The sequence below is a fragment of the Petrocella atlantisensis genome, assembly GCF_900538275.1.
Lineage (GTDB): Bacteria > Bacillota > Clostridia > Lachnospirales > Vallitaleaceae > Petrocella > Petrocella atlantisensis.
The window spans coordinates 89,584-111,036 of the sequence record NZ_LR130778.1; the positions used below are offsets into that span (position 1 = coordinate 89,584).

Genomic DNA, 21,453 nt, shown 5'->3' on the forward strand with positions numbered 1-21,453 from the left:
TATTTAATTTATCGAATTAGCAATCTACCACTTTACCATAATAAAGTTCGGGAGGCACATATGAGAGATAAGCAATTACACACACCTGAAGGTGTTCGAGATATTCATTGTAATGAGGCGCTAAAGAAGCATGAAATACAAAGACGGATCATGGCGGTATTTCATCATTATGGCTTCTTGGATGTTCAAACACCGACTTTTGAATATATTGATGTTTTTAGCCATGATTCAGGTACGATAGATATTAAGAATATGTATAAGTTTTTTGATTCTGATGGCAACATATTGGTGATGAGGCCGGATATCACCCCTTCTGTGGCAAGGATGATGGCAACCGGATATCATCATGAAAATACACCGAAAAGATTCTGTTATCTTGGCAATGCTTTTAGAAACATTGAAAGCTATCAATTGAAGCTTAGAGAATTCACCCAAGCGGGTGTTGAACTCATCGGTATTGATAGTGAAGATGCAGATGCAGAAATTATTGCAATTGTTATTCAATCCTTATTGGCCGTAGGACTTAAAGATTTTCAAATTGATATTGGTCAAGCCGGATTTTTTAAAGGCTTACTTGAAGAAGCCGGATTGGATTCAAAGTACGAAGAAGAACTACGTATGCTGATTGATCAGAAAAATTACATCGCAGTAGAAGAGTTGTTAGATAGCCTTGAATTGGATCAAGCACATAAAAAAGTCCTTCTGGATCTACCTAAATTCTTTGGTGATGTTAAGGTGATAGAGCAAGCCAAGTCAACAACCATGAATAAGAAGGCTTTAGCAGCCCTTGATCGACTGGAACGTATCTATAATATCTTGTGTGATTATAAGGTGGAACAATACATTTCTTTTGATCTTGGCATGGTCAGTCAGATTAATTATTATACAGGTATTGTTTTTAGAGGTTATACTTTCGGAACAGGGGTATCGATTGTAGATGGCGGAAGGTACGATACGCTTTTACAAGAATTCGGTCACAGTGCACCTGCCGTTGGTTTTGCTATCATTGTGGATGAAGTTATGAACAGCATAGAAAGACAACATATAGAAATTGATGTGCCAAGCACAGACACCTTATTACTATATAACCTTAAATCAAGAACTATGGCCATTTCTATTGCCGATCGTATGCGAAGAGAAGGTATGAGAATTGAGATTGGCATGTTAGACCGGGATTTAGAAGAGAATATCGCTTATGGTAAAAAAAATCATATCGGCGGTATTATGAATTTCTTATCCTTAGATGAAGTGGAGCTGGTTAATCTTGAAACCGAGGAAAGAAATACGGTGGATGTTAAATCACTTTTCTAAGGGTAGAAAAACGGACGCAATAAGAACAGGATGAAAGGTGAATACTATGAGATATTTAACATTTGCACTTGCAAAAGGGCGTTTGGCAAAAAAAACATTGGCTTATTTAGAAGAAGTAGGTATTACATGTGAAGAAATGAAAAGTGATACAAGAAAACTGATTTTTGTGAATGAAGAACTTAAACTAAAGTTTTTCTTAGCGAAGGCCAGTGATGTACCGACTTATGTTGAGTATGGCGCTGCTGACATCGGTGTCGTAGGTAAAGATACTATCCTTGAAGAACGTAAGAATCTTTATGAAGTTTTTGACTTAAAATTAGGCATTTGTGATATGGTGGTAGCCGGTCCTGAGAGTGCACGTGAGCATCTTTTACATAGTTCATCGATACGTGTTGCTACTAAATATCCAAATATTGCCAAGGACTATTTTTATAATAAAAAGAATCAAAAAGTTGAGATTATAAAACTCAACGGTTCTATTGAACTGGCACCTCTTGTAGGCCTCTCAGAAGTGATTGTTGATATCGTGGAGACCGGTGCTACATTAAAAGAAAATGGATTAGTCGTTCTTGAAAAAATATGTCCGCTTTCTGCCAGGGTTGTGGTTAACCGTGTCAGCATGAAGATGGAAAATCAACGGATCAACCGAATTATTGACGGATTAAGAGATATCATCCAGTAAAGGAGACCAGCTATGAAAGTATACGATTTTACAAAAGGTGAAGTCATTGATATTAAAAAGCTTCTAGAAGATCGAGCACCGACTTCATATGGTGACTATGAAACCATCGTTGCAAATATTATAAAAAATGTTAAAGATAAGGGCAATAGTGCCATATTAGACTATACGACAGAGTTTGACAAAGTTACCCTAACACCAACGTCTATGAAAGTAACTTCAGAGGAAATTAGAGAAGCTTATGACCTTGTGGATGAAAAGCTTATAACCGTTATTAAGAAAGCTAAAGAACGGGTGTATGCTTTTCATGCCAAACAAAAACAATACAGTTGGTTCGATACAGAAGAAGACGGTAGCATCATGGGACAAAAAATAACACCACTTGAGCGGGTCGGTGTCTATGTCCCAGGTGGTAAAGCTGTCTATACATCTTCTGTTATTATGGATGTGGTTCCGGCACTGGTTGCTGGTGTAAAAGAAATCGTCATCACCACACCACCGGACTCGACCGGTAATATTAACCCTCAAATACTGGTAGCTGCGGACATATGTGGTATCGAGAATATTTATAAGATGGGTGGTGCTCAAGCCATTGCTGCTCTCGCTTTTGGAACGGAAACCATAAAAAAGGTCGATAAAATTGTTGGACCGGGAAATATCTTTGTTGCCTTAGCAAAAAAAGCGGTTTACGGACATGTTAGTATTGATTCCATAGCAGGTCCATCCGAGGTACTGGTGATTGCTGATGAGACATCCAATCCCAAGTACATTGCCGCCGACCTCTTATCTCAAGCAGAACATGATGAATTGGCCTCTTCGGTGCTGATTACGACAAGTCAAGCTGTTGCAGAGAAGGTAAAGGCAGAAATAGAGCGACAAACCGCTTATTTAAAACGCAAAGATATTATTAGCGCATCCTTAAACAACTATGGTGTGACCATCATTGTCGATTCATTAAAAGATGCCGTAACCATCAGTAATGAGATTGCACCGGAGCATTTGGAGATTTGTACGAAGAATCCTTTTGAATTAATGCCATATATAAAAAATGCCGGCGCTATTTTCCTTGGAAATTATACGCCGGAGCCTCTTGGTGACTATATGGCCGGACCAAATCATGTACTGCCTACCAATGCGACGGCAAAGTTCTTTTCACCTTTATCCGTGGATGATTTCATTAAGAAATCCAGCATCACTTTTTTTGGACGTGATGCACTAAAAGCACTGAGTGATGATGTGATTTATTTTGCAGAGTCAGAGGCACTAGATGCCCATGCGAATTCCATAAAAGTGAGGTTTGAAAATGATTAAGGATTACATGCGTAAGGACTTATTGGACTTTAAACCTTATCATGCACCACTGATGAACTATGATATTAAGTTAGATGCCAATGAAAACCCTTATGCTCATAGTCCATATGTTCTTGAAAAAATCAAATTATGGATAGACGAAGAGAAGGATCACTTAACCCGTTATCCGGATACCGATGTACATGAACTAAGACAAAAGCTTGGTACTTATCATGGTGTTTCTGAAAATGAAATCATATGCACAGTGGGCTCAGATCAACTTATTGAACTGATTATAAAAGTATTTGTAGAACCGGGTGATGGTGTTTTAGTCCCAAACCCTTCCTTTAGTATGTACGGCTTGTCAACGCAACTTAATCATGGCAAGGTCATAAACTATGAACTTGATGACGCTTTTGACTATGACTATGATCTGATTTTAAAAGCCTATGAGGATCATAAACCTAAGCTGATTTTTATATGCACACCCAATAACCCTACAGGTAATAAAGCCTCACTTGAAGGTATGAAACGTATTTTAGACCATGTGAACTGTCCGGTTATTATTGACGAAGCTTATGAGGAATTTGATGGTGACTCTATGGTTCCCTTTATTCCTAATTACAACAATCTTATTGTGTTAAAGACTTTTTCTAAAGCCTATGGAATTGCAGGGCTTAGAATCGGTTATGGTATAGCAAGTAAAGAGATGATAGAAGTGGTTAATATTGCAAAACCCCCTTATAATTTATCCGCTTTTTCACAGGCAGTTGCAACCTTCATATTAGAAGATCTGGATTATTATAACGATTTAATTCATAAAATCAACAATGAAAAAGAACACTTGTATCAATTTTTCTTAGGTAGAGATTGCTTTGAAAGGGTCTATCCTTCTAAAGCAAACTTTATTCTTGTTAAAATTACAGATATGAATTTAATAACGTATCTACAAAGTCATAATGTACTAATAAGAGGTTTTGGTGATCAAGGTAGACTTGCATATCATATGCGGGTTACCATTGGAACAGATGATGAGAACAGTCGTCTCATAGCATTAATAAAGGCTTATGAAGCTTAAGGAGGACCTATGGCAAATCGTGTATGCACTATAAACCGAAAGACAAATGAAACAAACATTGACATGAAGCTTAATATTGACGGATCCGGTCAATCAACTTTGAAGACTGGTATTGGTTTTTTCGATCATATGCTCACCCATATTGCCAAACATGGTTTCTTCGACCTTGAGGTGACCTGTGATGGTGATTTGGAAGTAGATTGTCATCATTCCATAGAAGACATTGGCATTGTACTAGGCAAATGTATCCGGGAAGCCGTCGGTGATAAAATCGGTATCAAACGCTATGGGTCATGCATCTTACCCATGGACGAGACCTTAGTCTTGTGTGCACTGGATTTATCCGGCAGGCCATACTTGAACTTCGATGTGGCTCTAACAGCGCTTCGACTTGGAGATATGGATGTGGAAATGGTTAAAGAGTTTTTTATGGCTGTTGCTGTTCATGCAGGTATGAATTTACATATCAAATTACTGGATGGTTCTAACAATCATCATATTGTCGAAGGTATTTTTAAGGCTTTTGGCAATGCCCTTGATCAAGCCACTCTTTTTGATGAACGTATCATAGGAACCAGGTCAACCAAAGGTATGTTGGAATAGGGGGGTTATCATGATTATAGGTATTATTGATTACGGCATGGGTAACCTACAAAGTGTGAGCAATGCTCTTAAATATATCGGAGTAGAACACTTCACTTCTTCTGACAATGAAGTATTGAAAAATGCCGATAAGCTTATTTTACCAGGTGTAGGCGCTTTTAAAGACGCCATTGAACGTCTTAGAGAAAAAGGGCTAGACCAATTGCTTATGGATATGAAAGCTGAAGGGAAACCGGTTCTTGGTATATGCCTTGGCATGCAATTGCTTTTTGATACCAGCACAGAATTTGGCAGTCACGCCGGACTTGGTCTTATTAAAGGTAAAGTTGTTAAACTGGATGTTCAAAATCTCAAAATACCTCATATGGGATGGAATGCACTCCATATACTTAAGAAAGCACCATTATTTATGGGGTTACCGGAGGAAGCCTATGTGTATTTTGTTCACTCCTACCATTTGGAAACGGATGAAGATGTTGTTTCTGCTACAACCTACTATGGTAAAGATATTCAGATTGCTGCACAACAAGGCAATATATATGGTTTACAGTTTCATCCTGAAAAAAGCGGTGACGTCGGTTTGAAGATCTTAGAGAATTTTGCTTTACTATAAAGAAGTTAGGTTACGTTGATACACATTTTAACCTGAGAAAGAGGACAATTATGAGGTTATATCCAGCAATAGATATTATTAACGGTCAGGCAGTACGTCTTGTGCAAGGCGACTATAAAAAAGAAACGGTATATGATAAGGACCCCGTCCAAGTCGCTAAACAATGGGAAGATGCAGGTGCCAGTTATATTCATGTTGTAGATTTAGATGGTGCGCAAGATGGCACGTGGAAAAACAAAGCGACCATATCTGATATCGTAAAAAGTGTTAAAATACCTGTTCAAACAGGTGGCGGTATCCGGTCACTCAAAGATATAGAAGAACGTTTGTCCGTAGGGATTAGTAGAGTGATTCTAGGCACTGTTGCAATTAAGAATCCTGATCTTGTTATAGCAGCGGTGAAAAAATTCGGTCAAGAAGCCATCGTCGTTGGTATTGATGCAAAAGACGGAATGGTAGCCATTCATGGGTGGGAACAAGTAAGCGATATGTCAGCCCTTGATTTATGTTTAAAGGTCAAAGCAATGGGTGTAAGCACCATCATCTACACCGATATTGCCAAGGACGGTATGATGTTAGGTCCGAATATTGAACAGACAGGGCAGTTGATTAAAGAAACAGGTATGGATATCATCGCTTCCGGTGGTGTGTCTTGTTATGAAGACATTCAGAAAGTATCTGAGATAAAAGCTGAAGGCGTGATTATCGGTAAAGCCCTCTATACAAAGGCCATTGATCTAAAAACAGCCATCCAACGATTTGAAAGTAGGTGACCTTATGTTGTCCAAAAGAATCATTCCTTGTTTAGATGTTGATAAAGGCAGAGTTGTTAAAGGTGTTCAGTTTATAAACATTATAGATGCCGGAGATCCCGTAGAAGTTGCCAAAGCTTATAACAAAAGTATGGCCGATGAAATTGTATTTTTAGATATCACGGCCTCACATGAAGGTAGAGATACTATTGTGGATGTGGTCAAGAAAACGGCACGTGAGATATTTATTCCATTGACTGTGGGGGGTGGCATCCGAACGGTTGAAGATTTTAGAACCATGTTACTTGCCGGCGCGGATAAAGTTGCGGTTAATTCGGCTGCTGTTAATCGTCCTGAACTTATTAAAGAAGCTGCTTTAAAATACGGAAGTCAATGTGTGGTCCTTGCCATGGATGCCAAATGGAACGAAGATCGTAAATCATGGGATGTCTATATTAATGGTGGTAGAATCAATAAACATATAGATGCTATAGCATGGGCAAAGCAAGCCGAAGCCTTAGGTGCAGGAGAAATACTCTTAACCAGTATGGATTGTGATGGCACAAAAGCCGGTTTTGATGTACAATTGACCAAAGCAGTTAGTGAAGCCGTTGGCATTCCTGTCATAGCATCTGGAGGAGCCGGTACTATGGCACATTTTTCAGAAGTTCTAACAGAAGGTCAAGCCGATGCAGCGCTGGCTGCATCCTTATTTCACTTCAAGGAAATGGAAATTGTTGATCTAAAAAACTATTTACATGACTTAAATATACCTGTAAGAAGATAGGAGAATATTATGAATTTTAATGATTTTAAACTTGGGGAAGACGGTCTACTACCTGTGATCGTGCAAGATTATATGTCAAGCCAAGTGCTTATGATGGCATACATGAATGAAGAAGCTTATAAAAAAACGGTGGAAACCGGAAAAGCCACTTTCTATAGTCGTAGCCGCAAGTCCTTGTGGATCAAAGGAGAAACCTCCGGTCATTATCAAACAGTCAAAGAGATTGCACTCGATTGTGATCAAGATACATTGCTTCTAAAAGTACACCAAGAAGGTAACGCATGCCATACAGGCGCTTATTCTTGCTTCTATAGATATTTGGATGCTACCGAAGGCAATTATATAGAAGTAGATACTTATAAGCAAAAAGATGTCTTGAGTGGTGTCTATGATGTCGTCATGGACCGAAAAGTCAATCCTAAAGAGGGCTCTTATACCAATTATCTTTTTGATAAAGGGATTGATAAAATCTTAAAAAAAGTCGGAGAAGAAACGGCCGAAATTATCATTGGCGCAAAAAATGAAGGTAAAGAAGAAATGGTTTATGAAATCTCAGACCTGTTATACCATTTAACGGTACTTATGGTGGAAAAAGGTGCTAACTGGGAAGATATCTATAAGGAATTAGATAAAAGGCGATAAGACTTTTCTAGAAACCTCCTTTTCTTGTATAAATCATATAATATTCTTGACTATTTTGTCCATTGGTTATACAATAGTATAAGGAATGGACAAAGCATTCTTTATTAAATGATAATGATTGTTAAAATGATAACGATGGAGGTAATTGAATGCTACTTACTCAAATTAAAGAGATACTAGACGCACAGGTCATTGCAGGCAAGGGTGATATGAATCAGGTGGTTGATTTTGGTTATGGCTGTGATTTAATGAGTGATGTTTTAGCTTATGTACAAAATAACATCGTTTTGTTAACGGGCTTGGTACATCCGCAAGTCATAAGAACAGCCGAAATGTTAGATATAAAAGCAATAGTAATAGTAAGAGGTAAAGAACCTGGGTCGGATTTAATTGAGATGGCCAATCGTCGTGACATAGTGATAATGACGACCAAGCACTCATTATTTACCGCTTCAGGTCTTTTGTTTAAGAATGGCCTTATAGGAGAGGAGATTGCCCATAATGAACTTACATTTTGATGTTGAAGGTGGTGAGTTCATTTCTGCGGGTGTGGCTTCCAGTAAGGTTAAAAAGGTTTTAAAACAACTTGCAATACAACCGGAGATTATCAGAAAGATATCTGTTGCCATGTATGAAGCAGAAATCAATATGGTGATACACGCCCACGGCGGTGTTATAGATGCTGAGATTATGCCGGATCATGTACATGTTGTTCTAAAAGATGAAGGTCCAGGTATCGAAAATATTGAGCTGGCTATGAAAGCCGGCTATTCCACGGCATCAAGATTGGCTAGAGAAATGGGATTTGGTGCCGGTATGGGACTTGCCAATATGAAAAGATATGCCGATATTCTTCAGATTGAATCTGAACCCGGAAAAGGAACAACTGTTGAAATCACAGTAAAGCTCTATCCTGAACAACAGTAAGTAAAATTTGAGTCATTGGTAAAGTCAGGTCATAAAGAGTTCTAGTAGGAGGCATCATGATATGGGAAATTACCATTCAGTAACCCTTGATAAAAATCGTTGCATAGGTTGTACGGATTGTATCAAGCGTTGTCCGACAGAAGCCATACGTGTAAGGCATTCAAAAGCAGAGATCACTGATGATTTATGTATTGATTGCGGTATGTGCATCCGTGTCTGTAAAAGTCATGCAAAACGAGCACTCACAGATTCCTTGGATAAAATCAATAAGTTTAAATATAAAGTAGCCATCCCAGCACCAACCTTATACACACAATTCAAAAAGCTTAGAGACCCTAATATTGTGCTTACAGCACTCAAGAAAATTGGGTTTGATGAAGTTTTTGAAGTAGCAAAGGCTGCAGAAGTCGTTACAGCATATAGCCAAAAGCTACTGGAAGAAGGTAAAATCAACCGTCCGGTAATTTCTTCAGCCTGCCCGGCCATCGTCAAGTTAATCCAAATGCGTTTTCCTTCATTAATTGATAATGTTATGCCCATTATTTCACCCAAAGAAGCCATTGCCCGATACGCTAGACAATATTTAATGGATCAGGGTCTTAAGAGTAAGGATATTGGGATTTTCTTTATAACACCATGTGCTGCAAAGGTTACCAATAGCAGGCAGCCACAGACAATTAAAACATCCGATGTCGATGGTGTCATATCCATGAAAGACATATACCTTGAGTTAATACCGGTTATAAATAAGTTACAACCGGAAGATATTGAGATTCTTCAGATGAGCACAGCCAATGGTATAGGATGGGCAGCGAGTGGTGGAGAAGGTCTTGCTTCAAAAGTATATAACCTTGTTGCTGTTGATGGTATAGAAAATGTCATCACCATTTTAGAAAGAGTCGAAAACAATAAATTAGATGTGGATTTCATTGAATGTTTGGCTTGTGTAAATGGATGTCTAGGTGGACCTTTAACGGTTGAGAATTCATTTGTGAGTACGAACCGAATGGGAAAAATCAAAAAATATGTTAAGCAACATGGTAAAACAAGGGAACTTAATATTATTAGTCCCAAAATACGTCTCAAATGGGATTTTGCCCTTGAAGTGACACATGTCAGAAAATTAGATGACAATATGATGGTTGCCCTAAATAAAATGGAACAGATTGATGATTTGCACAAGACTCTGCCTCGAATTGATTGTGGTTCATGTGGTGCACCGACTTGTAAAGCCTTTGCAGAAGATGTTGTAAGAGGTGATGCCATTATTGAAGACTGTATTTTCATGCTTAGAGAAAAGGTGAGAACCATGGCGGGTGAAATGATGGCACTGAGTGGTATGTTACCACCATCCATTGACCAGAATAGGAGAGAATAATGACCATAAACGATGTTCAAGAAATACTAAATGCAACCGTAGTTACTCAATCATCCTATGAAAACAATGAAGTTCTATCCGGTTTTGTTGGTGACTTGCTCAGTGTCGTTATGGGCAAAGCCAAAGAACAATGTGCTTGGATTACCATTCAAGGGCATATTAACATCATAGCTGTTGGTACGCTCATCAATGTTGGTTGTATTATTGTTTCAGAAGGCTTTAAAGTGGATGAGGACGCCATTAAAAAAGCAAATGAAGAAGAAATCGTCATCATGACGACCCACTTATCTTCTTTTGAAGCTGCTTCGTTATTATCAAAAAATGGTTTAGAATAGGTGATCATTTTATGAAAGAACTATCCATGCATATACTCGATATCGCAACCAATAGTGTTCGAGCAGGGGCAAGTCAAATCTTCATTACAGTTCATGAAGACATCATCAATAACGCGTTTCGATTTGATATTGAAGACAATGGAAAAGGCATCCCGGATGATATTCTAAGAACAATCAAGGACCCTTTTACCACATCCCGTACCCTTCGTAAAGTCGGGCTGGGCATCCCGCTCTTAGATGAAAACTGTCGTCTATGTGACGGTTTTCTAGAAATCACATCCTTGGTTGGTCGTGGAACAACGCTAAAATCAATGATGGTATATGATCACATCGACCGTCCACCGATGGGTGACATCGTAAATACGATGATAGGGCTAATGACTTCCAATGAGAACATCGATATTTGTTATCGACATTATTATAATGAAAACAGTTTTGAAATCAGTACAAAAGCTCTACAAGATGAGTTAGAAGATGTGCCCTTAACTTCAATTAATGTTATACAATGGCTAAGGGAATACTTATCCGAGTCTATTGATGCACTCAGACAGTAAACTTTGTTAAGACAATCATAAAAATAAACAAAATTAAGGTACAATCCGATGGTAAAGTTAAGACAATGATGGATTGATAATTGCCTATATTTGTTTTTTATAAATACAGTGTGTATACATAATACACTGTAAAGTCATGTATAATGAGACTTTGAGAAATTAAACATGATTCGTAACATTGTCAACTATGTATCAATCGTTGTGGGAACGGTCATTTTGTATTATTATATGTACTGAAGCCTGACGCATTGAATATATAGGTTTAAAACTCAAGTTAATAATAAGTCTAGGGCAGTTTTAGTTTGTAAATCAAAACGTTGCAAATAAAAACAGAATGGAGGTTGCCTATGGCAGCATTTACTTTCAAGCGTGGAATTCATCCACCGGACCACAAAGAATCAACGAATCAAAAACCCATAAAAATATTGAAACCTATTGGAGATCTCGTTTTTCCAATGGCACAACATATTGGGGCACCATGTGAGCCTATCGTCAAAAAGGGTGATCGTGTACTATTAGGTCAAAAAATCGCCGATTCAGAAGCTTTTGTTTCTTCACCGATTTTTAGTAGTGTTTCAGGGACTGTCAAGTCCATAGAAGAAGTGGGACACCCTAATGGATTCAAGTGTAAAGGTATTATTATCGAAAATGACCATCTCTATGAAGATCATCCAAGCTTAAATCAATCTCATGATTATACGAACATGACCAATGAAGAGATTTTAGCGATTATTAAGAATGCCGGCATTGTTGGTATGGGTGGTGCGACTTTCCCAACCCACATCAAACTTGCACCACCACCAGATAAGAAAATTGATTTCATCATTTTAAACGGTGCTGAATGTGAGCCTTATCTAACATCCGATCATCGTATTATGTTAGAAGAAACAGACCGTTTGATTGCCGGCCTCAAAGTATTGCTAAGCATGTTTAAAGAGGCTAAAGGTATTATAGGTATAGAATCAAATAAACCGGATGCCATAAAAAAAGTAACGGAAGCTGCTAAGAATGAACCACGTATTGAAGTTATTACACTTCATACTAAGTACCCACAGGGTGCAGAGAAACAACTGATTTATGCAGCAACGAAAAGAGAAGTACCTCCAGGTAAACTACCTTTTGAGGTAGGATGTATTGTACAAAATGTTGACACCATCGTTGCCATTCACAGAGCGGTTGATCGTGGTCGTCCTCTAACCAGAAGAATTGTTACTGTTACAGGTGATGCTATAAAAGAACCACAAAACTTCAAAGTCAGACTTGGCACAAGTTATAAAGAACTGATCGAGGCTGCTGGTGGATTTGTTGAAGAACCTGCAAAGATCATATCCGGTGGACCTATGATGGGTTTTGCCATGTATTCAATGGATGTACCTATTATTAAAGGTTCTTCTTCCATATTATGTTTAACCAAGAAAGCCATAGCAACAGAAGACGAAAGCAATTGTATGCGATGCGGCAAATGCGTAATCGCATGTCCAATGGGACTTATGCCTTTTGAATTAAACAAATTTGCATTGGCACAGGTTGAAGAGGAGTTTGAGGCTTATAAAGGCATGGATTGTATGGAATGTGGTGCGTGTTCCTATGTATGTCCTTCCAAAAGACATTTACTCCAATCCTTTAGAACGACCAAGAAAAATATTCTCACCAATAGAAGAAAATCTTAGGAGGCCCATATGTCAGATATGTATATTGTTTCTTCATCACCGCATATTAAATCAAAAGATTCGATACAAAAAACAATGTTAGATGTATTGATTGCTTTGACACCCGCTGCCTTATTTGCCATATATTATTTTGGTGTCGGTGCCTTAAGTACAATCTTTATTTGTATCCTCTCGAGTGTCTTTGCGGAATGGGGTTATACAAAATTAATGAAACAAAGAAACACAGCAATGGATCTATCAGCTGCCGTAACCGGTCTGTTACTGGCACTTAACTTGCCAAGTTCTATTCCTTGGTGGGTTTCGGTAATGGGTAGTTTTTTTGCGATCATCATTGTCAAACAACTTTTTGGTGGCCTTGGACAGAATTTTATGAATCCTGCTTTAGCAGCAAGAGCTTTCTTGTTAATTTCATTTACTGGTCTTATGACCACATGGGGTATTGTTGACGGTGTTAGTGCAGCAACACCACTTGGGATCATCAAAGAAGGCGGGCAGATGATGCCTTCACTACTAGATACATTCATAGGTACGATACCAGGTTCACTAGGTGAGACTTCTGCGCTAGCCCTCATTATCGGTGGTTTATATCTAATGGTTAGAAAAGTAATTTCATGGCGGATACCGATTATTTATATTGTAACAACGGCGCTTATGGTTCTGCTGTTCGGTGGAGAAGGCTTTGATTTAACTTATCTAGGGTATCATATATTTTCAGGCGGTTTAATGATTGGCGCTTTCTTTATGGCAACAGACTATTCATCTTCACCAACGACGCCAAAAGGTCAAATCATTATGGGTCTAGGATGTGGTATTCTGACTGCTTTAATTCGACTTTTTGGTGGGTATCCAGAAGGTGTGTCCTTTGCAATCTTAATTATGAACCTTTTCGTACCACTCATTGATAAATACACAGTTCCAAAATCTTTTGGGGAGGTGGCAAAATAATGGCAAAGCAAACGGATAACATCATTAAAAATGCAATGATATTATTTATGATTACTGTTATAGCAGGGACTTTACTAGGACTAACCTATGAAGTCACCAAAGAACCGATTCGTATTCAGCAAGAGAAGCTAAAGAATAATGCTTTAAAAGCAGTAGTAATTGGAGCTTCCGATTTTGTTTTAGTTGATCTTGAAGAAGAAGCAAAAGAGCAAGGTATTCAAAATCTATATGAAGCAACCAAAGATGGCGCTGTCGTCGGTTATGCCTTTGAGATGACGGCAACAGAAGGCTATGGTGGTGATATTGCTTTAATGGTCGGTATAGGTATCGATGATCAAATACTTGGTATTGATGTCATTAAGCATAATGAAACGCCTGGTTTGGGGGCCAAGATTACGGAACAACCCTTTAAATCTGAATTTGAAGGTCAACCTACAGCGCCATTAGCGGTAATAAAAGGTGCAGCAACAGGTAATCCTGGTGAAATAGCTTCCATAAGTGGCGCTACCATAACATCTGCATCCGTTACAAATGCAGTTAATGTTGCAACTCAATACTATACTGATAATATGGCGGGGGTGAAATAGATGAAAAGTGCTATTAAAAGATTTAAATCCGGCATTTTAGATGAAAACCCTGTTTTCATTCAAGTACTTGGTATGTGTCCTACTTTAGCTGTAACCACTTCAGCTGAGAATGGTATCGGTATGGGACTTGCAACCACCACTGTACTTATTATGGCCAACCTGGTTATTTCTCTTCTTAGAAATATTATTCCTTCAAAAGTGAGAATACCTGCTTTTATTGTCGTAATAGCTTCATTTGTAACTATAGTTGACTTTATGCTTCAAGGTTTTGTGCCTGCACTTTATGCTTCACTTGGTATATTTATACCACTAATTGTTGTTAACTGTGTTATTTTGGGACGTGCAGAGGGCTTTGCTTCTAAGAATAAACCATTTATATCCGTAATCGATGGTCTGGGTATGGGTCTTGGTTTTACATTGGCTCTAGGCGCAATCGGTGCGGTAAGAGAAATACTTGGTGCAGGTACACTTTTTGGTATGAACATTATGCCATCCGGTTATGTTCCTATATCTATTATGATATTAGCTCCTGGCGCATTCTTAGTTCTTGGTATATTACTGGCAGCATTTAATTATGTTTTGGCAAAAGCAGCCAATAGAAATTAGGAGGTAATGATGGATTTATTATTATTTTTTATCGGTGCCATCTTGGTTAACAACATCGTACTTTCAAGGTTCTTAGGTGTTTGTCCCTTTTTAGGTGTTTCTAAAAAAGTGGAGACCGCACTAGGTATGGGTCTTGCCGTTACATTTGTTATGACTTTGGCATCCATTATGTCATATATTGTTTATGAATTTATATTAAAAACGTTTAAAATTGAGTTTTTGTATACCATAGCTTTTATACTGGTTATCGCATCCCTTGTACAGTTGGTTGAGATGATCATACAAAAAACAAGTCCTTCATTATATCAAGCATTGGGAGTTTTTCTACCACTTATTACAACCAATTGTGCTGTACTTGGTATTGCAGTTATTAATATGCAAAATGAATATTCACTGTTTAAAAGCATCGTGAGTGGTTTAGGTACCGCTCTTGGTTTTACACTGGCTATCGTTTTAATGGCAGGTATTAGGGAACGTATCGAATACAATCCAATTCCAAAATCTTTTAAAGGATACCCAATCGTACTCATTACAGCCGGACTTATGGCGATTGCTTTCCTTGGATTTACCGGATTGATCAAATAAGATGGAGGTATTAGGATGGATTTTACAAATATCGTTTTATCGGCTCTAAGCATTGGCGGCCTTGGGTTAATCTTTGGATTAGGACTTGGGTATGCTGCCAAAAAATTTGCCGTTCACGTCAACCCTCTCGTAGCAGAGGTTAGAGAAGCATTACCAAGCGCTAACTGTGGTGCTTGTGGCTATGCTGGATGCGATGCCTTCGCTAAGGCTGTTGTCGAAGGTGATGCTAAAACCAATGGATGTCCTGTTGGTGGACAAGCTTGTGCAGATGCAGTGGCTAAAATAATGTGTGTAGAAGTAAGTAATCTTGATCCTACGACAGCTTTTGTTAAGTGCTTTGGGGATTGTGACAAAGCTAAGGAAAAATATGTCTACATGGGTGTGGCCGATTGCATCGATGCAAGTCAGGTTCAAGGTGGTGGTTCAAAAGCTTGTACTTATGGATGCCTAGGCTTAGGTAGTTGTGTTAAGGCATGTATGTTTGATGCTATACATGTTGTTAATGGACTCGCTGTTGTTGACGAAGACAAATGTACTTCATGTGGACTGTGCGTAGCTGCTTGTCCAAAAGATATTATAGAAATTATGCCTTTGGCATCAAGAGTCCGTGTTAATTGTAACTCGCAGGAAAAAGGTAAAGATACAATGAAAGCATGTAGTGTCGGTTGTATTGGTTGTCGAAAGTGTTCAAAAGCATGCGAATATGATGCCTTTACATTTACGAATGGCTTAGCAAAAATAGATTATGACAAATGTGTTCAATGTGGCGCATGTATTGAAGTATGTCCAACTAATGCAATAACTTTACACGCATAAAAGATTAGACTTAATGATAGACTGGCTCATGAAACTATGAGGCAGTCTGTTTTTTTAATCAATACCCTGAAAAACTATACAAATAAATATGCCTATGATAGAATAGAACTGCGTTGACATAAACGGCATCTTAATATGCTGGCTATATGTTTGTTTATAGGCATGTATTTTGTTATAAAACAAGTAAAGGGGATTAATATGGCATATCAAAGAAAAGGCACAAAAAACGGTTGGACTTTGTTCTTACTTGTATTAACCGGTATCGTTCTTGGTGGTTTTATCGGTAGTTTGGCACAAGGTGTACCCTATTTAAAATGGCTAGATTTTGGTTATAAATTTGGAATGGTTGGAAACCCACTAGAAATAGATCTAAAGGTCATAGAATTGACATTTAAGATATTAATTCGAATCACCGTGTCCAGTATCTTGGGCGTAGCTTTATCACTGTTTGTTTATAGAAAGTTGTAATGATGAAAACAATAGAAATTATTTTGGCGTCAGGATCACCCAGACGCAAAGAAATCCTTAACAATTTAAAATTATATCCACGGATTATTAAGCCCGAGATAGACGAGTCTCATAAACCCAATGAAAAGCCCCATGCACTTGTCCATAGACTTTCTTATGAAAAAGCATATGCCGTGGCAAAAAATCTAGATCAAGGTTTAATTATTGGGTCAGATACAATTGTGGTCATTGACAATCAGATTCTTACACAGCCCAAAACAACCGACGAAGCTAAAGCTATGTTGTCCGTGATTAGTGGCAGAACACACCAAGTATTGACGGGTATGACGTTAATACACCAACCGGGTCATGAAGTATTTACCCAGGTAGCTATGACCAATGTCATCATGAATCCGCTTACAGATGCATGGATAGATGACTATGTCGCAACAGGAGAGCCTATGGATAAAGCGGGTGCCTACGGTATTCAAGGTATTGGCGCCACCTTGGTGAGTCGCATTGATGGAGAATACAGTACAGTTGTTGGGTTGTCCATTCAAACATTGATGGAAGGCTTTAAATCTTTGAACTTGAATTATTTTGATCTAATTAAGACTAGTAATATGCAATAGGTTGTAAGTATTGGGTTTATCTGAGGAGAGACTATAATCTAGGGGGAAACCATGCAAAAAGTAATGACAATTAAGGAAATTCCAAGTGAAGAACGACCTTATGAGAAACTAGAGATGCGAGGTGCTTCTGCTTTGTCGGATGCGGAACTTCTTGCTATCATCATTAAATGTGGAACCAAAGAAGAAAAATCAACAGATATCGCTATGCGTGTCTTAAACCAACATGCTTCCGGTTTGATTGGCTTGCATAAACTCAGCATGAAAGAATTGCAAACGATAAAAGGCATAGGTCGAGTAAAGGCGATACAACTTAAAGCAATTACGGAACTATCTAATCGTATGGCAAAAGCCACATATAAGGAAAAGCTCAATGTTCATTCTCCTTCGTCAGTTGCTTCTATATATATGGAAGCTATGCGACACCTCGAATGTGAACATTTTAAAGTTGTTATACTGGATACGAAACATAACATTATAGGGGATCATACTTTATCCGTAGGAACGGTCAATGCTTCTCTTGTACACCCTAGAGAAGTATTTATTTATGCATTGCGACACCATGCCGTTAGTATTATACTCTTACATAATCATCCCAGTGGGAATTCAACACCGAGCAGCGAAGATATTGCCATTACAAAACGCATACAATCATCAGGAGAGATCTTAGGTATTAACCTACTTGACCATATTGTTATTGGTGATGGTAATTATACTAGTTTAAAAGAAGAAGGTTATATTAGTGGTTAAAGTTCAACTCAAAAGTTCTACACTTTAACCATCAGTTAATGGAGGCAATATGGCAAGAAGACGTCGTTTTACATCACAAAAAATTATGACGGGGATATCCGTTCTTTTTCTTTTCTTAATGATATTAACATGGGAAACGAGATCTGAAATTACACCAATTGAAAAAAGCGTAGCTTATGTGGTAATACCCGTTCAAAAAGGTGTTACTTATTTTGGAGACTGGTTAGTAGGCAGTGTAAATTTTATTAAAAATATTAATGAACTTGAACAGCTTAATATAGCGTTAAACGAAGAGGTCCATCAACTGACGTATGAAAATAAGATCTTAGATCAGTCTAAGTCCGAATTAGAAAGACTTAGAACTTTATATGAACTGGATCAGCGCTATGCAGATTATCCGAAAACAGGATCTAGGGTCATCAGCAAAGACCCAGGCAATTGGTATCATGTTTTTACGATTGATAAGGGAGAAAGTGCGGGATTTAAACCTGATATGGTGGTTATGTCCGGCGCTGGCTTACTTGGTAAAATCATTGAAGTAGGCCCGAATTACTCAAAAGTACGGTCTATTATTGACGATAAAAGCAGTGTTAGTGCTTTTATCGTTCGAACAGAGGACCTATGCATTGTCAAGGGCGACTTAACCTTATACAACGATGGCTTACTAAGAGTTGAATATATCGGAGAAGATGTAAACCTGATTATTGGTGATGAAGTTACCACTTCTCATCTTGGGGAGGTCTATCCACCAGGCATATTGATCGGCCATATCGTAGAGATTGAAAATAATCCTAATCGGCTGACTCAAGTTGCTTATTTAAAGCCTGTAGTTGACTTTAAGCACATGGATGAGGTCCTTGTTATCAAACGTTTGTGGAGGAATCAATGAGAAAAGTTCAGTTAGCGCGTTTTTTTGTAATTGGGTTAATCATACTGATCAATTTTATTTTACAACCCATATTATTTCAGGAAATTGCCTTTAATGGCATTGTTCCAAATATCTTTGTTATCACCATTGTATCATTTGGCTTATTACGAGGTAGAGTAGAAGGCGCTGTTGTCGGAGTTATTATTGGTTTGCTACATGATATATTTTATGGTGACGTTATTGGTTTTTACGCTTTGATTTATATGTACATTGGTTATGCTACCGGGTTTTTTCATCGGACTTTTTACAGAGAAAGTCTGCTTGTTCCCATTGCTATGATTGGCATCGCCGATTTTTTTCAGAATTTTATCGTATACTTTTTCACATTCTTATTTAGAGGTCAGTTAAAGTTGAATCTGTATTTTTCCATGATTATAATACCGGAACTTATTTATTCCGTATTTGTGGGCTTCATACTTTATCGAATTTACTATTTCATTAACCTTTATGTGGAAAAGAACGAGTGGTTAAAGGAGAATGAAGATTAATTGAAAACACTATTTAAAGCAATTTATAGCTTTCTTACACATAGATTATTTTTACTATTGCTAATTGTTTTTATCCTATTTTACATATTGGTTATGCGACTATTCGAGCTTCAAATTGTAGAAGGTGAAGAACTGGCTAAGGCGTTTGAGCTCAGTGTTGTTAGAGAAGTTAGCATTGAGGGACATCGAGGCAATATATATGATCGAAATGGTTATCCACTAGCAGAAAATATTATATCCTATACTGTTTTCTTAAACGACAGTATCGAAGTGTCTGACAAGAATCAGATGATTCATGAACTCATTGGTGTTATCAAGAATAATGGCGATACGATTGTAGATGAATTTCCTTTAAGACAAACTGAAGATGGGTTTGAGATTATAGGAACTGAAAAACAAGTTCTTAATTTTAAGAAAAATGTATTTAATCTAAGATATACAACGCTATTATCAGAAGAACAAGTAGCAATGGAACCTTTTGAAATATATCAGTTTCTAAGGGATCAACGTTTTGAAATTGATGCATCCAAATATACGACAGCAGAAACACTAGATATCTTAAGTGTTCGATACGCTCAATATATTAAAAGGTATTCAAAATATCAGCCTGAAGTTATAGCAACCAATGTCAGCCAGAAAACCTTAGCCATACTGGAAGAGAGAAATGATGTGTTTCCAGGTGTATCTATTGTTGAAACCCCTTATCGGGTCTATAACGATGCCCCTTATTTTGCCCATATCATCGGGTATACTAGGAAAATAGATTCTGAACGCTTGGAGATTTTAAAGCCTCTAGGATATAATGCAGAAGACACCATTGGTGTTATTGGTATAGAGAAAGAGATGGAGTCCTATTTAAGAGGCTATGACGGAGCACAGAAAGTGGAAGTGAATAACCTAGGTAAAACCATGCTTGTTCTTGACAACATAGATCCTATTATGGGTAATGATGTATATCTTACAATCGACAGAGATTTACAGATTAACACATACAATATTCTTGAACGCCAATTGGCAGAAATCATCGTAGATCGCATGCTTATGCGGTTGCCAAATACGAGGGAGCAAAGATATATTCTACTAAAAGATATATATGATTCTATTTTTCGGTATGAACTTATTGATCCGCGGTTGATTGATCCTGTAAATAGTGACGGGCAAACAAGAATTCATAATCTGATGATAACAACAAAAGATCAAATGTCTTCTTATGTTATAAATGAGATTAAAAGTAATACGCTGCCTCAAAACTATAGTAAGTATGGCACGGTTTATACTTATTTCTTAGAGAATTTAAGAACTGAAGGTATTTTAGATAAAGATTATAAATATGATGAAAACTACGTTGCATTCAAGAAGGGGCAAATTAGTTTTCAAACGCTAATCATCGCTTTCTTTAAAGCCGAATATATGGTATTGCCGGAAGTCATGAAGGATGCAGGAGAAGAAGAAGTTGTGAACTATATTATTAAATTCATTGAAGAAGATAGTGTTATTCGTTATGATTTTACTAAGTACATATACATGTATCTTTTAGATAAGGAAGCCTTTAGTTATTATGATCTTACTTTTATGATTATCGATCTAGGATTGGTTTCGGCTTCTGAAGAAGATATGGTAAATCTTAAAAACCGCAGACTAGCACCAATCGAATTTATGAAGCAAAAGATATTAAATATTGAAATTACACCACATCAATTGGCTTTAGATCCTTCATCAGGAGCAGTTGTAATTTCTGATGTGGATACAGGAGAAGTGCTGGCACTCGTGAGTTATCCTTCTTATGACAACAGTCGCCTTGTCAATAATTTTGATAATAATTATTATGCAAAGTTATTATCAGATCCTACAAGCCCATTATATCCTAGGGCAACATATGCAAAATCCGTTCCAGGATCAACTTTTAAGATGATTACAGCCATAGCGGCACTTGAAGAAGGTGTTATAAGACCGACAGATCGCGTACTAGATAGAGGTGTTTTACAAAGATTTTCCCTTCAGCAAGCTGTTGGATCTATTCTCAAAACGGTGGAACCCATGGTTCCATAAATGT

At 37.7% G+C, this 21,453-nt stretch carries 25 protein-coding genes and 1 pseudogene; all 26 read left to right on the forward strand.

The window, feature by feature from the left end:
• The first annotated feature begins 60 nt into the window (after window positions 1-60).
• A complete protein-coding gene (gene hisZ, locus PATL70BA_RS00480) occupies window positions 61-1,311 on the forward strand; it encodes an ATP phosphoribosyltransferase regulatory subunit (RefSeq protein WP_125135523.1) in 1,251 nt (416 codons plus the stop codon).
• Between the two features lie 46 nt (window positions 1,312-1,357).
• On the forward strand, window positions 1,358-1,993 hold the full coding sequence (hisG, locus tag PATL70BA_RS00485; protein WP_125135524.1) for an ATP phosphoribosyltransferase: 636 nt from the start codon (window positions 1,358-1,360) through the stop codon (window positions 1,991-1,993).
• A gap of 12 nt (window positions 1,994-2,005) precedes the next feature.
• Complete coding sequence (gene hisD, locus PATL70BA_RS00490; protein WP_125135525.1) at window positions 2,006-3,301, forward strand: histidinol dehydrogenase; 1,296 nt, start codon at window positions 2,006-2,008, stop codon at window positions 3,299-3,301.
• Complete coding sequence (hisC, locus tag PATL70BA_RS00495; RefSeq protein ID WP_125135526.1) at window positions 3,294-4,358, forward strand: histidinol-phosphate transaminase; 1,065 nt, start codon at window positions 3,294-3,296, stop codon at window positions 4,356-4,358. Before hisD ends, hisC begins: the two co-directional genes overlap by 8 nt.
• Before the next feature lie 9 nt (window positions 4,359-4,367).
• Window positions 4,368-4,961 (forward strand): imidazoleglycerol-phosphate dehydratase HisB, encoded by a 594-nt coding sequence (gene hisB, locus PATL70BA_RS00500; RefSeq protein WP_125135527.1) that lies wholly within the window; start codon window positions 4,368-4,370, stop codon window positions 4,959-4,961.
• Between the two features lie 10 nt (window positions 4,962-4,971).
• Window positions 4,972-5,574 (forward strand): imidazole glycerol phosphate synthase subunit HisH, encoded by a 603-nt coding sequence (gene hisH, locus PATL70BA_RS00505; protein ID WP_330510121.1) that lies wholly within the window; start codon window positions 4,972-4,974, stop codon window positions 5,572-5,574.
• Between the two features lie 50 nt (window positions 5,575-5,624).
• Window positions 5,625-6,347, forward strand: coding sequence for a 1-(5-phosphoribosyl)-5-[(5-phosphoribosylamino)methylideneamino]imidazole-4-carboxamide isomerase (gene hisA, locus PATL70BA_RS00510; protein WP_125135528.1), 723 nt, complete (start codon window positions 5,625-5,627; stop codon window positions 6,345-6,347).
• Between the two features lie 4 nt (window positions 6,348-6,351).
• On the forward strand, window positions 6,352-7,113 hold the full coding sequence (gene hisF, locus PATL70BA_RS00515) for an imidazole glycerol phosphate synthase subunit HisF (RefSeq protein ID WP_125135529.1): 762 nt from the start codon (window positions 6,352-6,354) through the stop codon (window positions 7,111-7,113).
• A pseudogene (gene hisIE, locus PATL70BA_RS00520) lies at window positions 7,114-7,755 on the forward strand (bifunctional phosphoribosyl-AMP cyclohydrolase/phosphoribosyl-ATP diphosphatase HisIE); the annotation flags it as partial.
• A 149-nt stretch (window positions 7,756-7,904) separates the two neighbouring features.
• Window positions 7,905-8,273 (forward strand): DRTGG domain-containing protein, encoded by a 369-nt coding sequence (locus PATL70BA_RS00525; RefSeq protein ID WP_125135531.1) that lies wholly within the window; start codon window positions 7,905-7,907, stop codon window positions 8,271-8,273.
• Entirely contained in the window at window positions 8,257-8,682 is a 426-nt protein-coding gene (locus PATL70BA_RS00530; protein ID WP_125135532.1) for an ATP-binding protein, read from the forward strand. Before PATL70BA_RS00525 ends, PATL70BA_RS00530 begins: the two co-directional genes overlap by 17 nt.
• A gap of 61 nt (window positions 8,683-8,743) precedes the next feature.
• The gene (locus tag PATL70BA_RS00535; protein ID WP_125135533.1) at window positions 8,744-10,060 is read left to right on the forward strand and encodes a [Fe-Fe] hydrogenase large subunit C-terminal domain-containing protein; all 1,317 of its coding nucleotides are present in this window, start codon (window positions 8,744-8,746) and stop codon (window positions 10,058-10,060) included.
• Window positions 10,060-10,395 carry a DRTGG domain-containing protein gene (locus PATL70BA_RS00540; protein WP_125135534.1) on the forward strand — a complete coding sequence of 112 codons (336 nt, stop codon included), beginning with the start codon at window positions 10,060-10,062 and terminating at the stop codon, window positions 10,393-10,395. The genes PATL70BA_RS00535 and PATL70BA_RS00540 overlap by 1 nt, the downstream gene beginning before the upstream one ends.
• 11 nt (window positions 10,396-10,406) lie before the next feature.
• Entirely contained in the window at window positions 10,407-10,949 is a 543-nt protein-coding gene (locus tag PATL70BA_RS00545; protein WP_125135535.1) for an ATP-binding protein, read from the forward strand.
• 347 nt (window positions 10,950-11,296) lie between these two features.
• A complete protein-coding gene (gene rsxC / locus PATL70BA_RS00550) occupies window positions 11,297-12,619 on the forward strand; it encodes an electron transport complex subunit RsxC (RefSeq protein ID WP_125135536.1) in 1,323 nt (440 codons plus the stop codon).
• A gap of 9 nt (window positions 12,620-12,628) precedes the next feature.
• Window positions 12,629-13,564, forward strand: a complete 936-nt coding sequence (locus PATL70BA_RS00555; RefSeq protein WP_125135537.1) for an RnfABCDGE type electron transport complex subunit D — start codon at window positions 12,629-12,631, stop codon at window positions 13,562-13,564.
• A complete protein-coding gene (locus tag PATL70BA_RS00560; protein WP_125135538.1) occupies window positions 13,564-14,151 on the forward strand; it encodes an RnfABCDGE type electron transport complex subunit G in 588 nt (195 codons plus the stop codon). Before PATL70BA_RS00555 ends, PATL70BA_RS00560 begins: the two co-directional genes overlap by 1 nt.
• The gene (rsxE, locus tag PATL70BA_RS00565) at window positions 14,152-14,757 is read left to right on the forward strand and encodes an electron transport complex subunit RsxE (RefSeq protein ID WP_125135539.1); all 606 of its coding nucleotides are present in this window, start codon (window positions 14,152-14,154) and stop codon (window positions 14,755-14,757) included.
• Window positions 14,758-14,763: 6 nt separating this feature from the next.
• Window positions 14,764-15,342, forward strand: coding sequence for an electron transport complex subunit RsxA (rsxA, locus tag PATL70BA_RS00570; RefSeq protein ID WP_330510124.1), 579 nt, complete (start codon window positions 14,764-14,766; stop codon window positions 15,340-15,342).
• Window positions 15,343-15,357: 15 nt separating this feature from the next.
• Window positions 15,358-16,158 carry an RnfABCDGE type electron transport complex subunit B gene (locus tag PATL70BA_RS00575; protein ID WP_125135540.1) on the forward strand — a complete coding sequence of 267 codons (801 nt, stop codon included), beginning with the start codon at window positions 15,358-15,360 and terminating at the stop codon, window positions 16,156-16,158.
• 198 nt (window positions 16,159-16,356) lie between these two features.
• On the forward strand, window positions 16,357-16,626 hold the full coding sequence (locus PATL70BA_RS00580) for a DUF4321 domain-containing protein (RefSeq protein WP_125135541.1): 270 nt from the start codon (window positions 16,357-16,359) through the stop codon (window positions 16,624-16,626).
• Entirely contained in the window at window positions 16,626-17,237 is a 612-nt protein-coding gene (locus PATL70BA_RS00585) for a Maf family protein (RefSeq protein WP_125135542.1), read from the forward strand. Before PATL70BA_RS00580 ends, PATL70BA_RS00585 begins: the two co-directional genes overlap by 1 nt.
• Window positions 17,238-17,288: 51 nt before the next feature.
• Entirely contained in the window at window positions 17,289-17,984 is a 696-nt protein-coding gene (radC, locus tag PATL70BA_RS00590) for a RadC family protein (protein WP_125135543.1), read from the forward strand.
• Window positions 17,985-18,033: 49 nt separating this feature from the next.
• Complete coding sequence (mreC, locus tag PATL70BA_RS00595) at window positions 18,034-18,873, forward strand: rod shape-determining protein MreC (RefSeq protein ID WP_125135544.1); 840 nt, start codon at window positions 18,034-18,036, stop codon at window positions 18,871-18,873.
• Window positions 18,870-19,400: a rod shape-determining protein MreD gene (mreD, locus tag PATL70BA_RS00600; protein WP_125135545.1), complete on the forward strand. Its 531-nt coding sequence runs from the start codon at window positions 18,870-18,872 to the stop codon at window positions 19,398-19,400. Before mreC ends, mreD begins: the two co-directional genes overlap by 4 nt.
• Window positions 19,401-21,449 (forward strand): penicillin-binding transpeptidase domain-containing protein, encoded by a 2,049-nt coding sequence (locus PATL70BA_RS00605; RefSeq protein ID WP_125135546.1) that lies wholly within the window; start codon window positions 19,401-19,403, stop codon window positions 21,447-21,449.
• Window positions 21,450-21,453 lie beyond the last annotated feature (4 nt).